General features: G+C 46.5%; 16 protein-coding genes. 11 read left to right on the forward strand and 5 right to left on the reverse strand.

Features of this window, described 5'->3' with window-relative positions; translation table 11 throughout:
- A partial coding sequence (locus G6047_RS14170; protein ID WP_262887857.1) for a MopE-related protein occupies window positions 1-2684 on the reverse strand: 2684 nt, incomplete at its 3' end.
- 347 nt (window positions 2685-3031) lie between these two features.
- Here G6047_RS14170 and G6047_RS14175 point away from each other — a divergent pair.
- The 9 genes from G6047_RS14175 (at window position 3032) to nhaA (ending at window position 16058) form a co-directional block, all read left to right on the forward strand.
- Window positions 3032-3658: a response regulator transcription factor gene (locus tag G6047_RS14175; protein WP_169528293.1), complete on the forward strand. Its 627-nt coding sequence runs from the start codon at window positions 3032-3034 to the stop codon at window positions 3656-3658.
- The gene (locus G6047_RS14180) at window positions 3658-5397 is read left to right on the forward strand and encodes a sensor histidine kinase (protein ID WP_169528294.1); all 1740 of its coding nucleotides are present in this window, start codon (window positions 3658-3660) and stop codon (window positions 5395-5397) included. The genes G6047_RS14175 and G6047_RS14180 overlap by 1 nt, the downstream gene beginning before the upstream one ends.
- Before the next feature lie 263 nt (window positions 5398-5660).
- Window positions 5661-9203 (forward strand): tail fiber domain-containing protein, encoded by a 3543-nt coding sequence (locus G6047_RS14185; RefSeq protein WP_169528295.1) that lies wholly within the window; start codon window positions 5661-5663, stop codon window positions 9201-9203.
- Between the two features lie 655 nt (window positions 9204-9858).
- Window positions 9859-10323 carry a Fur family transcriptional regulator gene (locus G6047_RS14190; protein ID WP_169528296.1) on the forward strand — a complete coding sequence of 155 codons (465 nt, stop codon included), beginning with the start codon at window positions 9859-9861 and terminating at the stop codon, window positions 10321-10323.
- 368 nt (window positions 10324-10691) lie between these two features.
- Window positions 10692-11963: an adenylosuccinate synthase gene (locus G6047_RS14195; RefSeq protein ID WP_169528297.1), complete on the forward strand. Its 1272-nt coding sequence runs from the start codon at window positions 10692-10694 to the stop codon at window positions 11961-11963.
- A gap of 62 nt (window positions 11964-12025) precedes the next feature.
- The gene (locus tag G6047_RS14200) at window positions 12026-12601 is read left to right on the forward strand and encodes a Crp/Fnr family transcriptional regulator (RefSeq protein WP_169528298.1); all 576 of its coding nucleotides are present in this window, start codon (window positions 12026-12028) and stop codon (window positions 12599-12601) included.
- A gap of 78 nt (window positions 12602-12679) precedes the next feature.
- Window positions 12680-13330: a hypothetical protein gene (locus G6047_RS14205; RefSeq protein WP_169528299.1), complete on the forward strand. Its 651-nt coding sequence runs from the start codon at window positions 12680-12682 to the stop codon at window positions 13328-13330.
- Between the two features lie 25 nt (window positions 13331-13355).
- Window positions 13356-14876, forward strand: a complete 1521-nt coding sequence (locus G6047_RS14210; protein WP_169528300.1) for an FAD-dependent monooxygenase — start codon at window positions 13356-13358, stop codon at window positions 14874-14876.
- Window positions 14877-14894: 18 nt separating this feature from the next.
- A complete protein-coding gene (gene nhaA / locus G6047_RS14215) occupies window positions 14895-16058 on the forward strand; it encodes a Na+/H+ antiporter NhaA (RefSeq protein WP_169528301.1) in 1164 nt (387 codons plus the stop codon).
- Here nhaA and G6047_RS14220 read toward each other — a convergent pair.
- From G6047_RS14220 to G6047_RS14235, 4 genes are all read right to left on the reverse strand, one after another.
- Window positions 16048-16716 carry a hypothetical protein gene (locus G6047_RS14220; protein ID WP_169528302.1) on the reverse strand — a complete coding sequence of 223 codons (669 nt, stop codon included), beginning with the start codon at window positions 16714-16716 and terminating at the stop codon, window positions 16048-16050. The genes nhaA and G6047_RS14220 overlap by 11 nt on opposite strands.
- Window position 16717: 1 nt before the next feature.
- Window positions 16718-18586: an alpha-amylase family protein gene (locus G6047_RS14225; RefSeq protein WP_211165460.1), complete on the reverse strand. Its 1869-nt coding sequence runs from the start codon at window positions 18584-18586 to the stop codon at window positions 16718-16720.
- Between the two features lie 262 nt (window positions 18587-18848).
- On the reverse strand, window positions 18849-20792 hold the full coding sequence (locus G6047_RS14230) for a tetratricopeptide repeat-containing sensor histidine kinase (RefSeq protein ID WP_169528303.1): 1944 nt from the start codon (window positions 20790-20792) through the stop codon (window positions 18849-18851).
- Complete coding sequence (locus G6047_RS14235; protein ID WP_169528304.1) at window positions 20789-21490, reverse strand: LytR/AlgR family response regulator transcription factor; 702 nt, start codon at window positions 21488-21490, stop codon at window positions 20789-20791. Before G6047_RS14235 ends, G6047_RS14230 begins: the two co-directional genes overlap by 4 nt.
- 135 nt (window positions 21491-21625) lie before the next feature.
- On the opposite strand from G6047_RS14235, the gene G6047_RS14240 reads away from it, so the two are divergent.
- Window positions 21626-23215, forward strand: coding sequence for a tail fiber domain-containing protein (locus tag G6047_RS14240; RefSeq protein WP_169528305.1), 1590 nt, complete (start codon window positions 21626-21628; stop codon window positions 23213-23215).
- Window positions 23216-23362: 147 nt separating this feature from the next.
- Window positions 23363-25057 (forward strand): OstA-like protein, encoded by a 1695-nt coding sequence (locus G6047_RS14245; protein ID WP_169528306.1) that lies wholly within the window; start codon window positions 23363-23365, stop codon window positions 25055-25057.
- Window positions 25058-25095 lie beyond the last annotated feature (38 nt).

The raw sequence follows: 25095 nt of genomic DNA on the forward strand, positions 1-25095 counted from the left end.
TGTGCGGTGATCACATTGGAAAGCAGCTGGAAGCCTTCGTCGAGGTTGCCGTCGCAGTTGTCGTCGACACCGTTGTACAGTACCTCGGCATGGCCTGGGTTGATGGCTGCGACCGCGTCGTCGCAATCCCCCGAAACGTTGGTATAACCACTTGGAGGCGTCAGGGCATCGGGCGCACATAACAATGCTGTCGTAACTGAACCGAATCCGTCGGAATCGGCATCGACATAAAACGAATACTCCTGTTGAATGGTAACCGTTACGCTCTCACGCACGTCACAACTTCCGGAAGTGTTATCGGCAAAATAAGCTGACCCGTCAATCAAAGGCGTACCCGGCGAAAGCGCAACCGTCGCGTCGATGGCATCATACCATACGACTCCTCCTCCATTATCGGTGGCGTCAAGATTGTCTATTGTGGCATTCTGGTTCGAGCAAAAAGTCTGGGACGGATTTTCGATAGTGGGACATGGCAGAATATCTTCTGATGTAAACAGGCGAGCAATACCTTTCTGCACAGCTCCGTCATAGGATGAGAACAAGCCTGATATGATAATTTTTTCGTCGGATTGAAAACCGATCGATGAAAGTTGGGAATCAGGCCCCGTACCCGTATCGAAAGAACTATCAAGCGAACCGTCAGTATTTATACGTGCAAGGTAGCTTTGGGACACGCTATCGTATGTCTGGAAAAAACCGCTGACGACTATTTTACCGTCCGGCTGCAATTTAATTTCGTCAATGCCGGCATCAGGCCCTACACCGGTATTAAATGCAGTATCCAATGTGCCATTCGCATCCAATCTGGCAATATACTTTTTGGTAATACCGGATACCGTCGTGAAGTTTCCCGCGACGACTACCATTCCGTCCGGTTGGACAGCTATCGACTGTACCTGGCCTGACGGTCCGGAAGCGGTATTGAACGAAGCGTCGAAAGATCCGTTTGTGTTGAGTCGCATCACCCGGCTTGCAACAGATGAGTTAAAGGAGGTAAACGAACCACCGACTATGATTTTTCCGTCCGGTTGAAGCGCCATATCAAAAAAGAATTGGTTCGGGATGGATGCCGGGGTAAAAGAGACATCAGTACTTCCGTTGGAATTTAGCCTCACCAGATAAGCACTGATTCCGGAACCATTGATATAGCCACATGCAAGGATTTTTCCATCTGGCTGAACGATGACCTTGCTGATATAAAATGCTGATGGGGTTGCTGGAATAAACGAAGTATCTACGGAACCGTCCGAATTAAGCTGGACGAGGTTATTTCTGGTCAAGCCGTTGAATGAATTGAAAACACCTGCCGCTATCGTTTTACCCGAATTCCAGGCAGTCGTATTAATATAGCCTGAAGCCCCAGTCCCCGCATCAAAGGTCGGATCCAGGTAACCTTCCGGATCCAGCCTGGCGATTGTGGGCCGGATTGTTGCATCATAGGACCAAGTGGTTCCGGCAATGATGATATTGTCGTCGGGTTGGACATGCAGTGAAATAATAGAACCTTCCGGCCCCTGGAGCGGATTGAAGGTCTGGTCCAGAGAACCATCGGAATTCACACGCGACATATTCTTGCGCGTATCGTCGCCGTAAACCTCATATAACCCGCTCACCAAAATCTTGTCATCCGGTTGTAATGCAATGTCATAAACTATGTCTGTCCCTGAACCGGGATCAAATCCGGTGTCAAGAGACCCGTTCGCATTGAGTCGCGCGATTCCGTTCCTGGAAGTGCTTCCGAATGTGGTGAACTCACCTCCAATCAGGATTTTATCGTCCGGCTGAACTTCAAGCGCCCTGATCGTGCCGTTAGTTCCTGTTCCTACGATGAAACTCGTATCGAGTGTACCGTTGGAATTGATGCGTGCGATATTGCGCCTCGAGGTTCCGTTGTACGTATTGAAGCTACCTCCTACCACTATTTTTCCGGAACCCAATATCTTGATGTCGAATATCCCCGTAGCTGCCGTACCTGGGGTAAATGTGGGATCCTGTGATCCGTCCGTATTCATCCGGGTCAAGGGGAAACCCACCATGCTGCCTATCTGCAGGGCAAATGCTCCTACAATAAGCTTACCGTCAGGTTGTAATGCAATACTGTAGACCGTTCCTGAATTACCTGTCCCGGGTGAAAAAGAAGTATCGAGACTGGCATCCGGATTTAGCCGGGCAATGCGTTGGGCAGCGGTACCGTTATACGATGAAAAAGCACCGCCGATGAGGATTTTTCCATCTGTCTGGAGTACCACACAAAAAATCTCGTTGTTGACGCCAAGGCCGGGATTAAAAGTGGTGTCGAGGCTTCCATCTGAATTCAGGCGTGCGATTCGGTTTCTTGAAGTTCCATCGTATGTGGTGAATGATCCGACAATAAGCAATTTGCCATCCGTTTGTTCAATAACCCTGGAGATGATGCCATTTGCCCCTGAACCTGTAATAAATGTAGCATCGTGTGAACCGTCCGCATTGACACGTGTTAATCTGTTGCATGTGATTCCGTTGTATGTCAGGAAATTTCCGGCCAGTACGACTTTGCCGTCCGCAAGAAGCAAAACCGATGAGACCAAGCCGTTAGGGCCATCTCCATATAAATGGGCCGATGGATGAAAAGTGGGGTCAATACTGCCCGGTTGTGCAAATCCTACTGACGCGCACAGCAACAAAAAAAGTACTACTCTGTTCATGTTATATTGGTTGTGTGTTTACTATTCCGGAGAGCCATTATCGAAAAAAAACAACAGGCAACGGCGCCAATAAAATGAGGGGCGGTAAATAAAGGGAAATTAGTTAGGGCTCTTAAAAATAGAGATTTTATTACCGAATAAAGCATCTGCTTCTGTTAAATTTATTCGGAAACCAATCAATAACCATCAATTAACCAATAAGTTACACTCATACTCACTACTAAAAAGAGGTATTTGACAGGAAAGTCAGCTATATGGATTTACAGAAGAATCCCTGAAAAACCTACGCCCATTTACGTATTGCCTCCTACCTCACATTCCATAATTTTACCCTATATTGAAACCCCATGAAAAAACGTATCTGCATAGTTGAGGACGACCAGGATTTGCGCGAAGCACTCGGTATGATGCTCCAATTCACCAACCAGTATGAAATGGCCGGAAGTTATCCGAATGCAGAACTCGCGCTTATGGACATTCCGGCTGAAGATCCGGACGCCGTGCTCATGGACATCAACCTGCCCGGTGAAAGCGGGATAACATGCGTCTCACGTTTGAAAGCGACTAACCCTGATCTACTGGTGCTCATGTGTACGTCCCATGACGATAACGAGAAGATTTTTGCGAGCCTGAAAGCAGGTGCCTCAGGCTATATCTTAAAGACCGAAGGCCCGGCTCAGATCATTGCCGCACTCGACGAACTGTTTGAAGGCGGAAGCCCCATGAGCGGAAGCATCGCACGTAAAGTAGTGGCCAGTTTCTCCAAGATGGAATCACAGAACAAGATTACGGAATCGCTGACCCTGCGCGAAAAAGAGATTCTGGATTTACTCGCCAAAGGACAGATGAATAAAGAAGTGGCGTGGGAACTCGGCATCAGTACGGGAACCGTGAGAAAACACATCCAGAACATCTACGAAAAATTGCATGTGAATACACGCGTCGAAGCCGTAAACCTGTACCTCAAACGCTGATGCGGCTGTGGGTTGGCATACTGTTTTTAGTTCCGTTATTGGTTTCGGGCCAGGCCGATAAGGCGTCGGGAACAACCCAAAACTGCATTGAAGACGATTGCCGCATCAAACAGGCATTCCTGAAGGCCGAGTACTATTTACAACAGGACGATGACCTGACCAAATCCCAACAATGGCTCGAACGCGTCAGGGAGTTGCATCAGTCCAAAACACCCGATACCTTATCGTATTACATTGACAGCCTGCAATCGGAACTGTTCTATTACATGGGATTGCACCAGTTTGGCATACACGAAGGACAAAAGGCACTTATCATTGCCAAGACACTGAACGACAGCATTCTGATGGACGATGCGAATATGTTCATAGGTATCAATTATTTCGAACTTAAGAACTACAGCCAATCAGGCAAGTACCTGTTCGATGCCAAGAAAATATATCCGAAAGCCAAACAACCGCCGCGCATCCGGTACATTATCCGGGACGAGCATATCTTCAACAACATCGCCCAGCTCAAAATAGTCGAACATGAACCCGATTCGGCTTCGTGGTATATCAAGAAAGCACTGCGTATTGCCCAAGCCAACAAAAGCCCGCGCGGCATACCGAATACCTTGCAGACACAGGGTTTGATCTATTTGGAAAAGAAACAGACCGACAGTGCGCGTATGTACTTTGACAGAAGTACCGAAGCCGCTTTACGATCCAACTTTTTCGACATACAAGTGGTCAACCTGGGTTCGCTGATGCAATGTTCCGACAATGAGGCACAGATCCAGCGCTTATTCGATAAGGCACAGGCAATCCTTAAACGCGAGAACGTCAACGACACATACCGGCAGATATTCTACACTACGGCCCTCGATGTTTTCAAAAAACAAAAGATGGACAAACAGATCATGTTGGTCCAGGACGTCATCATCGGGCTTGAGGCAAAGACAAGACTACACGGAAACGAACAGATCCAGACCATCAGCAACCAATATATCAGGAGCGAAAACCGGGTGTTGCTGCTGCGTATCGAAGAACTGAACCGACAGCGCAAAACCGCCTTGCTGCAATTGTTCGCGGCCTTGTTGGGCGTGTTGGTATTGTTGCTGGCGGTCATCAGTATCCGGCGCACAAGCAAACACCAGAAAATGCTGCTTCGGCAAAAGAATGAAATCAGCAAAGACCTTCACGACGATATCGGCAGCGGCCTGAGCAGCATCCTTATCAACGCCGACCTGTTGGGCAAGCTGTCTGAAAAAAGCGAACGACAGCAAGTGCTCAGCGCCAAAATAGCCGCTACCGGAAAGGAAGTTTCCCAACGATTGCATACGTTTATCTGGTCGCTCAACAACGAGAACAATTCACTGCGCAACTTTTGCGAATACGTACGCCATTATGCACATACGTATTTTGACGGGACTTCGGTAACGTTTCACTATGCACAAGACATTGGCAGCGCCCATACCGACTTTCTCAACGGACAGGTGCGCAAGCAGCTTTTCTTTTGTATCAAGGAAATCCTCAACAATGCACTCAAACATTCAGGGGCGACAAATGTTTCCATAGATATCCGTGCAGATAAAAAACAACTCACCGTGATCGTGTCCGACAACGGCATTGGCCTGAAGGATGAGAATGCGTTCGGCAACGGCCTCATCAACATACGCAAACGCATGGAATTGCTTGAGGGAACCATTGCCATGGAATCGGGCGACGGACTCGAGACGCGGCTTACGATTCCTTTCTGATACCCGTATGTAGCGACTACGTCAAACGGCGTATCTCCCTTCCCTGATTCCGTCAATTAACTGCGTTTCCGCCAGACAATCTACAATAAACCAATCCAATGTGCGTTTTTACCTACCCTCAATTACGTATTGATTGACATATTCGCTATCTGCACCTTTACATCGTCATAAAAAATAAGTAGTCGACCCAAAAGTTGGTGGTAATTCTTAGGGTCTATAAATCCTCCTGTTTTCACGGGAGGATTTTATTTAAAGCGAACGGGATGGAAAAGCGACACACACTATTACTGGTTTTATTCACGTTTTTTTGGGCCAATGCACAGGTCGGCATCAATACGACCGACCCAAAGGCCTTATTGGATATTCCTGTAACCAATGCCGCAGCACCTTCCAACACCGATGGAATCCTTATTCCACGTGTGACGGCTTTTCCGGCAGTCAATCCTACGGCTGCACAAAACGGGATGATGGTTTTCCTGACCCAGGATGTCGGGAGCAATTTACCCGGATTCTATTATTGGGATGGCGTTTACAACATCTGGGTAAAAATAGCGACGGGAAGTTTTGGGGCGACACTGGATCAGTCGTATGATTTTGGAGGGCCAGGAAGTGGCAGTTCCATTTGGGCCGATTCAGGGCCGGTATTGATTTCAGGATATGATGGCTTACATTCTACCGGGTTTCTGGGTGCAGGAATCTCATTCATGTCGGGTTCCGGACCAAGGATGACCTGGAATCCGAGGAAAGCGGCGTTTCGGGTCGGACATGCGTATTCCGATCAATGGGACGATGCCAATGTGGGACTAGGTTCTTTTGCAGCGGGCGACAGCGGAATCGCCTCGGGTGAGTATGCTACAGCTTTGGGCAGGTTCAGCCAGGCAACCGGTTATTCCTCCTTTGCCATGGGCCCGGGCACGATAGCTTCGGGAGATTCGGCTACGGCAATGGGATACAGTGCAACTGCTTCGGGAGCTAACGCTACTTCGCTCGGTTTGGGACCGTCTGCCAATGGAAGCGGATCGGTGGCTATGGGAATCGGATCAGGGGCTAGCGGAACTGGTGGAATTTCAATTGGGAATGCAGTACTGTCACAAACCGTTTCCGAAGTGGCTCTTGGTGGTTTCAATACGACTTACATCGCCGGTCTTAACGGATCTGTTACCTGGAATGCCACGGATCGTATCTTTTCGATCGGCAACGGAACTTCAAATACACTAAGATCCAATGCCCTTACCATCTTAAAAAACGGACTTGCCACATTGCCATCTGTAACCAACGCCTTGATTGATGCGGAGCCGACCGGAAAAGCTATCGTTACCAAAGAATGGGTCAGCGCCAATTCCGGAAGTCTGGACAGGGCATACGATTTTGGTGGAAGCGGATTAGGTAGAACCATCACCGCAGATGGCGGCGCGGTGACCATAGCCGGAACAGACGGATTGATTTCTACAGGAACGGCAAATACGGGAGCAGTTATAACCGTAGCGGGAACCGGTGTACGCATGCTATGGAATCCGAGAAAGGCAGCATTCCGCGTGGGAGGAGTCATCGGAACGAATTGGGACGATGCCAATACAGGAGCCAATTCGTTTGCTTCCGGCGAAAGTACGCGGGCATCGGGTCAATATTCGACCGCACTCGGAAAATCCAATATCGCCTCGGGGTACGGAGCTATTGCAATGGGAGAAAATACGAATTCCACCGGAACGACTTCAAGTTCATTCGGATACCAGACTACAGCTTCAGGTACCGATGCTACGGCTATGGGTACACAGTCCGTAGCGTCCGGTAGTTCGTCATTGGCTGTCGGGAATACCAATACGGCTTCGGGCAATGCTTCAGCCGCAATTGGAACGGCCGTCACTGCTGGGTCACTGAACGAAATGGCACTGGGTCGCTTTTCCACAACCTATACACCGGGAACGAATGGGGCAAATGCTTTTAACCTGACCGACCGTATTCTGTCCGTAGGAAATGGTTCCGATGCATCGAACCGTTCCAATGCCCTGATTATCTTAAAAAACGGGCTGGCTACTTTGCCATCTGTAACCAATACTTTGATAGCTGCCGAACCGACCGGAAAGGCGATTGTTACGAAAGAGTATTTAGCGGCTAATGGCGGAGCTACGCTTGATGAGGCTTATGACCATGGCGGAGCGGGTGCCGGAAGGTCAATAACTGCCGATGCGGGTGCTGTATCTATTATCGGAACCGACGGCTTTCAGGTCACGGGAACGAATAATGCGGGAGCTACTTTGTCACTTTCCGGAGCGGGTACGCGTATGTTTTTCTATCCGAGGAAGTCGGCATTCCGGGCAGGTCTCGTCACTGCTTCTCAATGGGACGATGTCAATATAGGGAGTGCATCCGTAGCATTTGGTTCAAACAGTGCCGCTTCCGGAACGGCCGCCACAGCTTTGGGAGGAAATACGATTGCCTCTGCCGAATACAGCACGGCTTTAGGTTTTGGTTCTACGGCATCGGGCAACACTTCTTTCGCGGCCGGCCAAAATACGAGCGCGCTTTCTTTTAGTGAGACTACTCTGGGAAGATTCAATACTACATACACCCCTTTGTCTGCTTCGGCATGGAATACGGCCGACAGGTTATTTTCGGTTGGGAACGGAACTTCCGCTACAGTAAGATCCAATGCGCTTACTATCTTAAAAAATGGCCTCGCGACGTTGCCTTCCGTAACCAATGCTTTGATAAATGCCGAAACTACCGGAAAGGCAATCGTCACAAAGGAATGGGTTCAGGCAAACGGCGGTTGGGGCCTTACCGGGAATTCGGGAACTACAGCCGGAACCAACTTTATTGGAACCACTGATAATGAAGACCTGATTTTCAAGCGAAACAATTTGGTATCCGGCCAAATAAGAAATACACTTAGTGCGTTCGGCCGAAGTGCGCTTGCCAATTCTGAAGATAATCAAAATACGGCTTTCGGCTATTCCGGGCTTTACCAGGCCACTACAGGAAATTTCAACAGTGCTTTTGGGTATATGTCCCTCATGGATTCAAATGGATCTTACAATTCGGCTTTCGGGTGTCAGTCTGCCCATAATATCACGGAAGGACAATCGAATTGCGCATTCGGCCAGCTTTCGCTTGGCGGGACTACGACAGGTATGTTCAACTCCGGATTCGGGCGGCATACGCTTTTGACCAATACGACCGGATCAGATAATTCGGCCTTGGGATATAATGCCGACGTTTCTACGGGAAACCTGACCAATGCCACAGCGATTGGCGCTAACGCCTATGTTACGGCGAGCAATACCATTGTCCTGGGAAGTATTGCCGGAATAAATGAGGCCACGGACAACGTGCGTGTGGGAATCGGGTTGACGGCTCCGGGCGGACAGTTCCAGCTTTCACTTGACCAGGGCCGCAAACCCGGTACGAATACCTGGACGATCGCATCAGATGAACGACTAAAAACCATCCATGGCTCTTATCAGAAAGGTCTTCCGGAAATCATCCGACTCAACCCAATCAGTTATAACTATAAAAACGTCCGCGATAAAACATTTGATGCGGAAGTCCTGAAAACCGAATATTCCGGATTCTCCGCCCAACAGGTAAAGGAAATCTTCCCGGAAGCCGTGGGAACCGACGATGACGGGTATCTGAACCTCAACATCCACCCTATCCTGATTGCATCGGTCAATGCTTTGAAGGAACTCGACCAGAAAAACAAAAATCTTGAGAACGAAAATGCGCAACTCAAGAATCAAATAACCAAACAACAGGAATTGCTTGAGGATTTATTGGAGCGGGTTTCGGCTTTGGAAAAGAAATAGTCTTGGATAAAGTCGACATTTTATGTCATCTTTACCATTTGTTTTTTCATCCCTTAGCTTTAGACAGTTAACGTAAATTGGGGTTCATTTATACAGATTTTGTTAGTACTATTCATTTATTTTATGGATAGCGGCTATTGTGTCATTCTAAACATTTCTGCCTTAGTTAAGATGTTTAACAATGGCTGATACTGATTAAATTTTAACTTTTGCGGTAGATTTTATGTAACAAGGGTATTTTGCAGATTGTTACATTGGCTCCGGGGAGGGGCCATTGGTGTTCCCTAATGAATTCCGAAATAAGTCAAGTACATTTTTTCTGTATCATTTAGCTTCGCTCAGTTCGGCTAAAGCCTCGGGTGTTAAATTATATAACCCTCAATCATACCGACTAAATCCAAATCTCATTTACCAAATGCAAACTTTTTTGTTCCCGTTGGATTATCATTGTCCATTTATTACGTCCTGCTCCGTAAAGTTCGGCTGCATCCCGGATGCCGATTAACCATTGTCAATTGTTATTTATCCCAATATTACACTTCCCTCCACTTTAAGTATCCAATAAAAATCAAACTGATTTAACCAGCTGCAACAACTTCCTTTCCCTTAGTCATAGTTCCTTGTCCATTGTTAATTATTAATTATCTTTGCCTCTATGACACTCATCTCCACCGATAACACCAAAAATCAAGAGATCGTCAAGAACGTTTTCACAATGTATCTTGAGAACAAAGGCCACCGCAAAACGCCGGAACGCTACGCCATTTTACAGGAAATCTACGATAGCGAAGATCATTTCGATATAGAAAACCTCTACATCAAGATGAAAAACAAGAACTATCGGGTAAGCCGGGCCACGCTATACAATACTATCGAATTACTTCTCGATTGCGGATTGGTGCGCAAACACCAGTTCGGGCAGAACCAGGCGCACTACGAAAAGTCTTATTTCGACAAACAGCACGATCATATCATCATGACTGATACGGGCGAAGTAATCGAGTTCTGCGACCCGCGCATCCAGACCATCAAAAAGACCATTGAGGAGATTTTTGATATCGAAATCCATAATCATTCGCTGTATTTGTACGGGAATAAGAAAAAAGAGGTTAACGGATAACAGTTAACGGTTAACGGTTAACAGTTAACGGTTGTCGCTATGATAATTAAGTTTTGGGCGTTACGAAGGCCAGGGCTGTCGGCACTCGCTTTTTCACCTCGTTTCTCACTGAAAAGAGCTCAGACAACTGCCATCCATAACGCGGCCCGTTTCCGTAATTGTCATTTCGACGTCAGGAGACCCGAGGCGAGTGGCCGAACTGAGCGGAGCTAAATCTATCTTTACTATTGAGATTTCTCCTGACGTCGAAATGACAGTTTTCATTTGCCCAATCCCAATCAAATTCCGACATTTGCCGCTTTGTTTATTAAGCACAGTAATGTAACCGTTAACTGTTATCCGTTAACCGTTAACCTATAACAACCAACATGACCGCAGACTTACTACTCGGCCTCCAGTGGGGCGACGAAGGAAAAGGAAAAATCGTAGACGTACTTACCTCTAAATACGACATCATCGCACGCTTCCAGGGCGGCCCGAATGCAGGACACACACTTGAATTCGATGGGATCAAACACGTTTTAAGAACTATTCCTTCGGGGATTTTCCATAAGAATTCAATCAATCTTATAGGAAACGGAGTGGTAATGGATCCTGTGGTTTTCCAGAAAGAAATCGAAGGCCTGGCCAAGTTCAACATCGATTTCAAGAACCGCCTGCTTATTTCAAGAAAGGCGCATTTGATCTTACCTACACACCGTTTGCTCGATGCGGCATCTGAAACGGCGAAAGGAAAAGCCAAGATTGGCTCCACGTTAAAAGGAATCGGGCCGACCTATATGGACAAAACCGGTCGTAACGGACTTCGCGTCGGGGACATCGAGCTTGAGGATTTCAAGGAGCGTTACCGCCATCTGGCAGACAAACACGAAGCCATGATCGAATTCTACGGGGTCGCCATGGAATACAACCTTGAAGAACTCGAAAAGGAATTCTTTGAAGCGGTTGAAGACCTCAGGAAATTGCAGTTCATTGATTCGGAAGAATATCTGTACCAGGCACAAAAAGCAGGAAAGTCAATACTTTGCGAAGGTGCACAGGGTTCGTTGCTCGATGTGGATTTCGGGACGTATCCGTTCGTGACGTCATCGAATACTACTGCTGCCGGAGCTTGTACAGGTCTTGGCATCGCACCAAACAAAATCAAGGAAGTCTTCGGGATTTTCAAAGCTTACACCACACGCGTCGGAAGCGGCCCGTTCCCTACGGAATTGTTCGATGAAGACGGAGCTACTATGGCCCGCGTAGGAAACGAATTCGGGTCTGTTACAGGAAGACAGAGACGTTGCGGATGGCTTGACCTTGTCGCCCTTAAATATGCAATCCGCGTGAATGGTGTAACCCAACTAATGATGATGAAAGGCGATGTATTGTCTGGATTCGAGACATTGAAAGTCGCGACTTCATATACCTACAAAGGACAACCAATAGATCATTTGCCCTACAACATAGAAGAAGAAAACGTACAGCCCGTCTACACCGAACTGAAAGGCTGGCAGGCCGATTTGACTGGAATGACCACATACGACGAACTTCCGTCTGAGTTGAAAACTTACATCGAGTTCATCGAAAAAGAAGTCGAAGTGCCTATCAAGGTCATATCGGTAGGACCGGACAGGAAACAGACGATATTGAAATAATGAAAGCTCCTTCGGGGGCTTTTTTTTGTGGCGTTCCATTCGATTTGTAGTAACTTGTCTGCATGGAATCGCTGTTTATCAAACACCTGACCTCTTATGAAAATCTTTCCGCCGAAGAAATCAGGCAGGTTCTCTCTTTTGTAAACATCACATCGCTCCAGAAAAACCAGGTCTTATTGCGTGAAGGCGATGTATGCCAATGGGTATCATTCGTGGAATCAGGCCTGTTCATGTATTACAAGCTTGGTGAATCAGGGGACGAAATCAGCTGTGACTTTGCCATGGAAAATGATTGGGTTTCCCAATACCAGAGTTTCATCACCCAACAACCTTCACCTATTGGCATCAGGGCGCTTGAAGATTCCATCGTCTACCAGATATCTGCAAAAGCCCTGCAATCCTTATATGCGGAACTTCCTGTATTTGAACGCATCTCCCGGCAAATCGTCGAAAAGTTCTTTATGATGAACCTGATGCGTATCGACAGCTTCCAAAACCTCAAAGCCGACGAACGGTATAAGCGTTTGCTCCAAAGCCACCCCATACTCGTACAGCGTGTTCCCCAATATTACATCGCCGGTTTCCTGGGCATCGCACCTCAGTCGCTGAGCCGCATCCGGAAAAACATAAAACCATAGCATTAGTTAACAAATGTGAATGAACTGACAGTGGGCGCCCATTTAATTTTGCGGCGTAAATCAGTAACATTCAAAACGATGTCAAAATTATTTTTCACTTTATGTCTTTATTTGTCTTCTGTTTATGTGGCAAAGGCACAACAACCGGACACCCTGTCTGCGTCCCAAAATCGATTCAGTATTCTCTTTGGGCTCAACCAGCCTATTGTGCTGCGGGGCTTTAATTTCGAAGTCAATTATTCCACAAACAAATGGATTTTTGATTATTCACATGGGATCGGGCTTCATGTAGACGGGAATACGCTTGGTGATTCCTATGAAAAGCAGCAACTCGATTTCCGGATTTCACATTCGGCGGGTTTTGGGATCGGGTATCGGCTGACCGAATCATTCAATATCCGGTTCGAACCTAAAGTCCACTTTTACGAAACCTATTATACAGGCGATGCACAGAAAAGCCCGAACAGCCTTGCAGATTTTACCACCTACACGTTAGGGATCGGCGCGTATTACAACTGGCTTCCGTTTGAAAACCGCGAAAATTGGCTCAAAGGCATAACCGTTGTCCCGAGTGTTCGCTATTGGCAAAAAATAGACAGCACGCTTCCAAACAATGAATTCAGTTATTTCAATACCCGGACGAATGCGACCGAACGATTCAAGGCACCCAATATAGGGATTGCAAATTCACCTGTCGTCTTAAATATCAGTGTCGGTTATTCCTTTTGATAAAACAACTTATCTTTAATTCACCATGGAACCTATAAAAACATCTGTAATCATTATCGGGGCCGGCCCGACAGGCTTGATGCTTGCGGCCCAACTGCAACGATACGGCATCGACTTTATGCTGCTCGACAGAAATCCGGGAACATCGCCGCTTTCAAAAGCCATGATTGTGCATGCGCGTTCACTTGAAATACTCGATCAAATGGAGCTGGCCCAAAAAGCGATACAATTGGGTCGGCCCGCACATCATATCACCATGCTTGCACGGGGAAAAGCACGGGGAAGCATAGACCTTGAAGGTTCTGGGAACGGACTGAGCAAATTTCCGTTTGCACTTATTCTCGAACAAAGCAAGACCGAGAATCTGCTGGCAGATCACATCCGTCAAAAAGGAGCCGTAATCCATTGGTCTTCGGAAGTGCTTGGATTTGAGGACACCGGAAATGGAGTCTCATTATCTTATAAAGATGCTTCAGGCGTGGAGCATTTGATTACCGCCGATTATCTTGTGGGTTGTGACGGTGCTTCGAGTTTCGTGCGTCATCAGCTTGGATTATCGTTTTCCGGCGACACGCAGGAACGTATGTTTTATGTAGCCGATGTGAAGCTGAAGAGTGAAATCACCGGTTCTAAAGATGCCTATTTCGCCATGATAAAAAGAGGTTTCGTGTTGTTTTTCCCGATGGCCGAAACCGACAGGTACCGCGTAATAGGTTCCGTTCCCGATGAAATCGCTTCAAAGGAAAAGTTGTCTTTTACCGATATCAAGAATGTAATCACACAACAGCTTGGCGTTCCGGCATCGTTCCCGGAAGAATATTGGTTTTCGACTTATAAAGTGCATTCGCGTATGGCAGGACAATTCCGAAAAGGCCGTTGTTTTATTGCCGGAGATGCAGCCCATATTCATACACCAGCGGGCGGACAGGGCATGAATACCGGTCTGCAGGACGCGTACAACCTGGCGTGGAAACTGGCTTTCGCGGTAACCGAAAAAGCGACAGATTCACTATTGGATACATATGATTCGGAGCGTACCGAAAATGCAAAGCACCTGCTCAAAACAACCGACAGGATGTTCGATCTTTTAGCCGGAACCGGTGCGTTGAGTAATTTTTTGAGATTATATATGCTTCCGTTCTTCATCGGACAGATTTCGAAGATAAAATCGATCATGCGGTTTTTCTTCAAGACGGTTTCACAAATCGGAATCAAATATCCGGAAAGTCCGCTGACCCTAAAAAGCAGTGTTGGAAAAATCGAGGCCGGCGATCGTTTCCCCTATTTTCCGACAGATAAAAAACTGGATGATTTCCTCAAAAAGCCCGGATATAAACTGTTTTGGTTCGGCGCTGAAAACAATCAGGCTTTTGCCGATTTAAAATACCGATATGCCGATATTGAACCTATGGAAATCAATGCTATTCCGGAAGTTTTCAATTCACAATCGGATTTCTTTGTGGTCGTCAGGCCCGATAACTATATTGCCTACATTGGAGTGGAAGGCCAAAAAGCAGCCCAAGCTTTATCAATGAAACCCGCCTAAAGCTGTATCTTGCGGGTCATGCGTATCACCAAAATCTTCCATACCTTTTTTGAATCAGAACGGTCAGGCGGTATCGTTTTATTAGGTGCTACCATTTTTTCGCTGCTTATAGCCAACAGTTTTTTCAATGAGATGTATTCGGCTTTCTGGGCAACCGAGATAGGCGGAGAATCTATACTCAGCTGGGTAAACGATGCACTTATGGCCATCTTTTTCCTGCTTATCGGCCTTGAACTTGAACGGGAAATCTACATTGGTGAATTATCAGACATCAAAAAAGCGGCAATGCCCATTATTGGTGCTATTGGGGGAATGATCGTACCGGCAGTGATTTATTTTTCAGTCAATGCCGGATTACCTTCGGCACACGGTTGGGGAATTCCAATGGCTACCGATATCGCTTTTGCGGTTGGCATATTGTCGATGCTGGGAAACCGCGTACCGACTTCATTGAAGGTTTTCCTCACCGCGCTTGCCGTTATCGACGATTTGGGCGCCATACTGGTAATAGCAGCTTTTTACACCGAAAAGATTTCATGGATGAACCTTGGCATTTCGCTGTCCCTGTTCGCTTTTCTGTGTTTACTGAACAGATTGAAAGTCCGGAACCTGATTCCATACATCATCGGCGGAATAGCCATGTGGTACTTTATGCATCATTCCGGAATCCACGCGACCATTACGGGTGTTTTACTGGCGTTTGCACTTCCGTTTGGGAATGGGGATGAAAAATCGACATCTTACCTGCTGCAACAAGCGCTTCACGTACCTGTCGCTTTCTTTATACTGCCACTGTTCGCTTTGGCCAATACTGACATACAATTGGGAGAACATTGGCTGCAAGGGATTATTCATCCGGTCGGGCTTGGCATCATTGCCGGACTTGTGGTTGGAAAACCTGTCGGAATCTGGCTTTTCAGTTACCTTTCGGCAAAAATCGGTTTTTGCAAACTTCCTTTGGGCCTCAAATGGAAACATATATTTGGGGTCGGGATGCTTGCCGGAATTGGATTTACCATGTCCATATTCATTACACTGCTGGCATTTGATGAAGCGGAATTCATTGCATCGGCCAAAATCTGCATCCTGATTGCTTCGCTCATTTCGGGAATATTGGGCTATATTGTGTTGGGACGGATGCTGACGAAAAACCGAAAAAAGAAAAAAACGGTTACGGCCTGACGATTTCCCGGACAAACCAATAGCCGGCAGATAGGGCAAAGAAGAAAATACCGAGGTAAAAGATCACCTTCCCGTTTTTGCGGTCGTTTTGGGAAAAAGCAAAAACAGATTCTCCGTTGGGCAATGTCTTTTTATACGATTTCAAATGCCAGCCAATGATTATTCCGACTACACTGATCAACACGGCAAAAATATAACCGGCCACGATCCAGCCTGTCTGTCCTTTTTCCGGTGCAGCCAATTCTTCTAAACGTTGCTCACGGATTTGGTGAAGTTCCTCTTTGGATACTTCATGTCCGCGTTCACGCAATAGTTTCTGGGCCAGCACAAAATCAAACGGACTCCATTGGTCCTTATGGGCAAGGATGTCTTTGAGTTCGGAATCAGAGAAAGAATACAGGTAGTAATCAGGGCCTACATCATCCAAATCACCTAAAACCAGGCTTTCAATCAATCGTTCGGCTTTATTGAAATCGTCCGGATGTAATTTAAGGCTGTAGGTCGTCGTGTTATTGCCGAAAGCAAAATTCGGGTCGAATACTTTGGAATCGTCCTCAACTTCAGACGGAATGCCGTTTTGGGTAAAGAGCTGCTGTAATTCCAGAGCCTGCGCCTTATCCCGAAAACGGTCGAATGTAAGTAATTGGATTTCGTCCATATTATTTCTGCAACTGATAGATGAACGATTCGCTCGGCCCAAGCGTAATCCCGACTTTTCCTTCGCCTTTGACCACATTGAGGAACAACTTGCTCTTTTCGAACAACAAATCCCTGAGCATATATTTTCCGTCTTTGAGCCCCATTTCCTTAATGATATCGACAGGAATCTTCAATTCAAAATAGTTGCTCGCATGGGCAGAAAAATTACACGTCACAATGAGCTGCTCTTTATCTGAAGCACGCACAAACGAATAGACTTCCTGCGGATAATCTGGCTTCTGGCGGTTTACTTTCTGGATTTCAAAGAATTTCCCCGTCATGGCACTGCTGGCCTGGACAGCCGTAAGCAAATGATGATAGAAATCGATGATCTTGATTTCATCCGGAGTCAATTGGCCACCGTCGAATTTGCCGCCGTTCATCAGTCGCTGATGTGCCGGAACGCCTACGTAATCGAAAATCGACGTCCGCGAAGGTTTTCCGAAACCGCCATCTTCTGCACCGCGCTCGCCTACTTCCTGACCGAAATAAACCATGGTTGGAGACGTGGAGATAGTGGCTGAAAGCACCATAAGCGGCCTTGCCTTGAATGCATTTCCGGCGAAATCGGGCGTAGCAAGACGCTGCTCATCGTGATTTTCGAGAAAGTGCAGCATGTGGTGTTCGATATCGGCCAATCCATTTTGAATATCGGAAATGCCGTCCGGATTGGAATGTCCGCGGATCACGTCTTTGAGTTTGTCGTACAATTCGACTTTGTCGTACAGGTAATCCATTTTGCCCAGCTTGATGTAATTGCGGTATTCCTTTGGGTTATACACTTCCGCAAGCAGGAAAGCATCGGGATTTTTTGTCTTTATTGCAGAATTCATGTAGCTCCAGAATTCAACCGGAACCATTTCGGCCATGTCATAACGGAAACCGTCGACACCTTTATCCAGCCAATACAATGCAATATCACGGAACTTTTTCCACGAATCGGGAACTTCCTTGTCTTTGTCTTTCCAGAAAGCAAAGTGGTCTTTGTAATCTTTTTCGCCAAATCCTTCCGGCAATTCCGGAAAATCCTTGGAACCATCGGGCTTTACGCCATAATTGACTTTTACGGTTTCATACCAATCATCCATCGACGGCTTTGGGCTGCGCGACCCGTTTCCGGTCCATTTGGCAGGGTTTTCTACGAATTTATGGTCCGACAACGGGTTGGCTTCACCGCCGAGCGGCCTGTAGTTGCCATAATCCGGAAGCTCGAAAGCCTGGCCCGGAATGTAATAGAAGTTGTTGTTTTTGGCATATTCGACAGATGTATCGTCATCCTGCCCAAAATTACGGACACCTTTCGGGTTGTTCGCACCTTCATACTTTCTGGCGACGTGGTTCGGGACGATGTCGATCAAAAGCTTCAATCCGTTCTTATGCGTCCGTTTGATCAGCTCTTCGAATTCCTTCAATCTTTTTGACGGATCGACGGCCAGATCCGGGTTGACATTGTAATAGTCCTTTACGGCGTAAGGCGAACCGGCACGGCCTTTCACGACATCCGGGTCGTCATTCGAAATACCGTATTTGGTATAATCGCGCACAACCGCATGATGCGGCACGCCGGTGTACCAGATATAATCCACGCCGAGCGATTTTACATACTGGAGGGCGACATCGGTAAAATCATTGAACTTCCCGACTCCGTTTTCCTCTATGGTTCCCCACGGTTTATTTGCTGTTTTCTGGTTTCCGAACAGGCGTGTGAATACCTGGTATACAACTACTTTTCTTTCGGCAGGCTTGGGTTCTGTCATTTTTTTGTTTTGGGCCTGGGTCTGTATGGCTAACGCCGAGCCGGCCAACAGGGAAAGAACTATTGTTTTCATGGCGTTTGGTTTTGTTGCCCAAATATAGGCTTTCGGTTTTTTACGGGAAAGTGAAGATGCTATTTAACGTGAGTTCGATGTAAGGGCAAAGCCTGGATTCCGGAAAACGCATGGATTCAAGACGGATTTTTGGGTGATAATGGTGCTATCAGCTAAAAATCCAACGCAGGAGACGTGTGTTTTCTGGAATTAGCTCACGATTTCCTTTTAAGAATTCACTATTTCAAGCGTCAGGGAAGTTCTTACATCGAACTCACGTTAATTAACTGAATCTTAAACGGAAATGTGTTCCTTTTCCTAATTCCGTATCGACTGAGATACTGCAATGAATCGCCCGGGCCAAATCGCGTACTAAGTGTAACCCCAGGCCGCTTCTCGTTGAAGATATGACGGTTTCATCGAACAACGCACGGAAAGCATCCGGTTTTGCACCCTTTCCGTTATCGGTCAGATGAAGAATCACGGAACCGTTTTCAACCCCGGCACGCCAGACAACTTCCGGATGCTTTGACGGATCGAGATTTTTGACGGCATTCGATGTCAGGTTGCGCAGAATGGTTTTGAGGTAATCGATATCGGTTTCCAATCTAATGTCACCTGCATTTTCAAATGTGGCAAGCGGAAAAAGCTGGGCCATGTTTTCAAACACTTCGGAAACGGAAACCTGTTCAAATGATGGTTCAAACTGCTTCATCTGGCCTTTGCTCCACAACAGCAAATCTTCCATCGTTTCTAAAAGAAACTCAGCCGAATCCTGGATCTTCTTTCTGTATTGCGCCTTTTCATCTGCCGGGATATCTGTTTCCATTTCAGAAAGCTGAAGATAATTGACAACACTTGCCGCGGGACTTCTCAGGTCATGGTTCAGGATAGCGAAGAACCTTGTCTTGACAGCGTTGGCGGCTTCGAGCTCGGAGTTCAGGCGCTTTAATTTTTGGTTCGTTCTTTTCCTGTTTCGGCCCTGCCACAAAATCAATCCCCCGATTATCAACAGGAAAACGATCAATGCAATGAGGAGCCACCGTTGTTTGTTTCGGGTTTCAAGCTCGAGCTTACTGATGCGTAATTCGCGGTCTTTCAATGCCACGGCCTGTGCGGTTTCCAGATCGGCGATATGGTTTTTGTTGTCCTGTGAAAAAAGCGAATCCTTAAGCCGTTGGTATTCCTTGAGTTTGTCACGCGAACTCTGGAAACGCCCGCGTTCGAATTCTACATCGCTGTACGTTTCGAGGTTTTCGATAAGGTTCTGGATATCCTGTTGCTCGCGTCCGAGCCTGATATTCCGGACGATGTATTTTTCGGATAAATCCAACGCCAGCTTTTTGCTGATTCCCGTAGCCTTCTGTAAACTATCCGACACATAAATATCGTGGTACGATTTAGCGATATTTCCCAGATTCTGGATGGAATTGAAATGGTTCGGGAAATTAGTGTCGAAGATTTTCTGCGCCTTCTCCAATGTTTTGATTCCGGTGTCGAAATCCTTTTCCTTTTCAATGAGCCCAATGTGTGAATAATCGGTCGCCATGCCCACGGAATCAGCAATCTCTGAATAATTCTTAAGCGATTCCCGATAGTATTTGAGTGCTTCGGTTTCGTTTTTTTGCAGATGATACAACACACCGAGCAAATGGCCGCAACTCGCCACGTGGAGTTTATCCCCTAATTTCCGGTAAAGTTCGATACCTCTTTTGGCGTATTCGATTGACTTCACATAATTCTCCTGGCGCGAATATACCGTCGCAACACCTTCATGCGCCAAGGCATAAGCCTGGTCGATTTTGTGTTTTTGGGAGAATTCGAGTATGCCGAAAAAACTTTTCGAAGCCAGTTCCAAATCACTATTGTTGAGTCCAATCACCCCAATGTTAGATAACGTCTTTCCGTATTCCTTATAATCTTTGCTGTCGAGAAGTAATTTTGCCGATTTCCTGAAATACGATTCAGCCGAGGCATAATCGCCGTTTATCATAAACACTTTCGCCTTAACTGAATACGCCAGGGCAAGACCTCTCGGGTACGCCATTTTATACGAACGCGCAAGAGCCAGACGGGCAAGCGAATCTTTGACATGGAGATCTGAAGTTTTCTGGGCCGTTTCGATCCATTGGAAAACCTGTGTTGTATCTGTAAGCTTTGTTTCCGTTTGTCCAAAGAAGGAAAACGACAGCATCAGCATTGGCAAAATCAGCATCCATTTTTTCATCGGAACGAATCAATGCTTTTTTTATACGCCCGGCCGACTGGAATCAGGGCTTTGTTCGACAACTCTACTTCACGCGAATTGAATCTGGCGACAAAATGTTTCTGGACGGCATAACTCCTGTGGATGCGGACGAACGAGGCGAAGTCTTCTTCTTTGAGGACACTTCCAATACTTGACAGGATGTGATGCGTAGTATCAGTCAGTTCGATGCGCGTGTAATTTCCGAGCGCTTCGAGGTACATGATTTCACTCACGGGAATCTTCAGGTCGTATTTTCCTTCACGAATAAGGACAGTTCCGTTACCGGTTACCGATTCGACGAGAGCGGCACGGTGAAGCAGTTCCAGATAGGAAATGGCACGGTTTGCAGCAGACAGGAAACGGTCATATTTGACGGGTTTGACCAAAAAATCAAAGGCACTCGTCTCGAAGCTTTCCACGGCGTGTTCGGGATGTGACGTAACAAAGATACAGACAGGAATATCGGGGAACCTGCGTCTTAAATCGAGCCCGCTGATTCCGGGCATATCGATATCGAGAAACATGATGTCAATGGCGGAATCTTTTAACGTACTCTCAGCTTCTTCGGCAGACGCAAAACTTCCGGCCAACGTAAATTGGGGAACACGCTTCACAAACGACTGGATCATGATCCGGTCCAGGTCGTCATCGTCTATGATAAGGCACTTGGCTTCCAAAGCATCAGATTGGGGTCAAGGGCTAATGTAGTGATAAAAGTTAAAAATATTGTTGTCTGTACAGATTTACTGTCGTTGGTAAAAATCGCCAGGATCAGCCACCTATGCGAAAGTAAATTTGAGGTAAAAGACCGTATGAAATCCTTTTCCATCCTTTTGATATTGCTTTCTCAGGGTTTGCTTGCGCAGATTGGGATCAATTCGACAACACCTGCGGCTATGCTCGATGTCACGGCTTCAAGTGCTACGGCACCTTCCAATACAGACGGCATCCTGATTCCGCGGATCAATTCGTTTCCTGCAACAAACCCTACTACAGCACAATCGGGAATGATGGTGTATCTGACCACAGCATCGGGCACGAACCTTCCCGGATTTTATTATTGGGACGGAAGCTGGGTTGCCGTGGGAAGCAAAACTGGTTGGTCTGTGAATGGAAATTCGGGCACAAATGAAACGACAGATTTTATCGGCACGACCGATGTAAAATCGCTGAGTTTCAGGATGAGTAACATACCCGCAGGGAAAATCGAAAAAGTAGGTGGCAGCGTTTATTTCGGTCACTCCGCCGGAGAAGCCGCCGATCCTCCGAACACGATGTATTGCTCGGCATTTGGTTTCTGGGCACTGAAAGACAACACCGGGAGTTTTAACACTGGAATTGGAACGTATGCCCTGAGAAACAATTCTTCCGGTACTTATAACTCTAGCCTTGGATACGAGAGCTTAATGCAGAATACTACCGGAATTCAGAATACCGCAATGGGTGCATCTGCTTTATATTTTAATTCGACCGGCATAAGAAACACGGCTTTCGGATACAGGGCATTAAGGTCAAACACGACGGCCGAAAGAAATACGGCTGTAGGCACATCTGCCTTAACTGCGAATACTACTGGCTATAGCAATACGGCTGTCGGAGATGGTGCATTGGCCGGCAATACGACAGGTATCCGAAATGTTGGTATCGGACAAAGCGCACTACTTTATAATACGGTCGGGTGGGAAAATATCGGGATTGGCTGGGGTGCCTTGAATGTAAGCACGACAAGCTCGTACAATGTGGCTATCGGAAGCCTTTGCATGGTTGGCAATACCACAGGCGGTAATAATGTAGCCATCGGTTATGGCGGGCTTGGGAATATAACGACTGGCACTTACAATACTGCGGTAGGGAATTATGCAGGTGTCGCTCTGGGTGGTGGTGTCCAGAATGTCACCTGTATTGGCAACGGATCGGGCTTTGGCACTACAGTTACCAATCATATCAATATCGGGAACGGATCGGTGTTGTGGATTGGCGGTCAGACAAATTGGGGAACTTTCTCTGATGCGCGTACCAAAGACCGGATTTCAGAAGAAGTAAAAGGTCTGGACTTCATTAAAAAATTGCGCCCTGTGACCTATCATTTCAACTACGACAAGGAATTTGCCTTATTGAACAACGGAAAGAAAGATACAACCGCGGTTTACGACGGGAAATACGACATTGAAAAGATAAAATTCTCAGGCTTCATCGCACAGGAAGTAGAGAAAGCCGCCAATGAATCCGGTTACGATTTCAGCGGATTGGTTCCTCCACCAGACGGGAAAGGCGCTTACACCTTACGTTATGCCGAATTCGTCGTGCCGTTGGTCAAAGCCATGCAGGAACAACAGGAACTGATTGAAAAACTGGAAGAACGCATCCGCAGACTTGAAAAGCAAAATACTCCTGATAAATAAGTACATCAAACATAGAAGTGGTTAGGTTAGTTGGAACTTCCGTCCTTGCAGTTGGCGGAAGTTTTTTTATCGGGCATTCTGACAATTAATTCTTAAACCACAATCCACAACCACAGTTTTTCCTAAATTTGGCGAAAATTCGCTTACTTGAAAAAGAGCTTCCTTTTCGTGCTTCTGATACAGCTGATAGGCTTTTTGCCTTTGATTGCCCAACCCAAAAAACCAGCAGCACAGCCCGCAGCCAAAAAAATCATCATTGAACATTCAGATTTTGCCGACAGGAATGAAATCGAAATGCCAGGTGTCGCCCTTTTGACAGGTAATGTCCGCGTGAGTCACGACGGAGCCATCATGACCTGCAACAAAGCGTATGTGTATGAGGATGAAAATTACCTCAAGGCTTTTGGTGACGTCCACATCGTGCAAGGAGACACATTATTCCTTGACAGTCGTTACGCCGAATACAACGGTATGAACAAACAGGCTTTTGCGACCGGGAATGTCAATATGCGTTCGCCTGATATGCGTTTGGTTACTGACACTATTTATTTTGACCGCAATATCCAGGAAGCGTATTATCGTTCACCGGGCACTATTTACAACAAGGACAATGTCCTGAAAAGCAACACCGGCCGTTTTTATGTGAACCAGAAAAAGTTCCAGTTTTTGACCAAAGTCGTGGTGACGAACCCCAAATATGTATTGGAATCAAATCATCTCGATTATTACAACAACTCCGGCCACGCCTATCTCTTTGGCCCAAGTACCATAACGAGCAAGGATAATTTTATATACACCGAGAAAGGGTTTTATGACAGCAAACGCAACATCGGTCACTTTTTACGAAAATCCTACATAAAGTATAAGGATAGATTAATTGAAGGCGACAGCCTGTATTACGACCGTACGAGGGAATTTGCATCTGCTACAAGAAATGTCAAGATTACCGATACCATCAACAAAGGTTTGGTCAAGGGTCAATACGGTGAAGTGTACAAGGCAAAGGATTCGAGTTTTGTGACGGGGCACGCGGTTGCGATAAATCTTGTGGAAAAAGATTCGGTTTACATACACGGAAAACGCCTGGTGTTGACAGGACCGGCTGAAAACAGGATTATCAGGGCTTATCCGAACGCCCGTATCTTCAAAGTAGATTTGAGCGGAAAGTGCGATTCGATCCATTCGAGCCAACTGACCGGAATCACAAAAATGATCGGACGACCTGTTTTGTGGAATTTCGACAACCAGCTCACGGGCGACATCATGCATTTGCTCGGCGACAGCAAGACGGAGAAACTGGATTCATTAAAAGTGCTCGGTAACGCTTTTGTGGTGTCGAAGGACACGGTAGGAACAGGCTATAATCAGGTAAAGGGCGCGAATTTGTACGGAAAATTCAAGGACAACAAGCTGTCTGAAGTCGACCTGATAAAAAATACAGAGGCTATTTATTACATGAGGGACGACGAAACCCACGACCTCATCGGCATCAACAAAAGCGCAGGAAGCCGTATCAATCTGATCATTGAAGAAAACAAAATCCGGACGATGACGGTTTTCGACAAACCAGCCGGAGACATTTTACCTGAAAAGGATTTTCCCGAAAATGCCCGAAAGTTGCGCGGTTTTATTTGGCGCGGAGAGGAACGCATCAAAACCAAAGACGATATTTTTCCGCCTGAGGAAGAAGAAATCGAGCGGCAGGCTCAGGAAGAAAGTAAGAAAGACGCTGCAAAACCAGATGTTCCAATGGAGCCACGCAAGGAAACGTTGAATTATGATGAGATTCAAAAGCATCCGGAAAAGTCGGAACCTAAAAATAAAAAAGGCAAAAAGAAATGACCGGAATTGTAAATCTTTAATTTAACATTTCAGGCATT

The sequence above is a fragment of the Flavobacterium silvaticum genome (genome assembly GCF_012911565.1).
Classification (GTDB): domain Bacteria; phylum Bacteroidota; class Bacteroidia; order Flavobacteriales; family Flavobacteriaceae; genus Flavobacterium; species Flavobacterium silvaticum.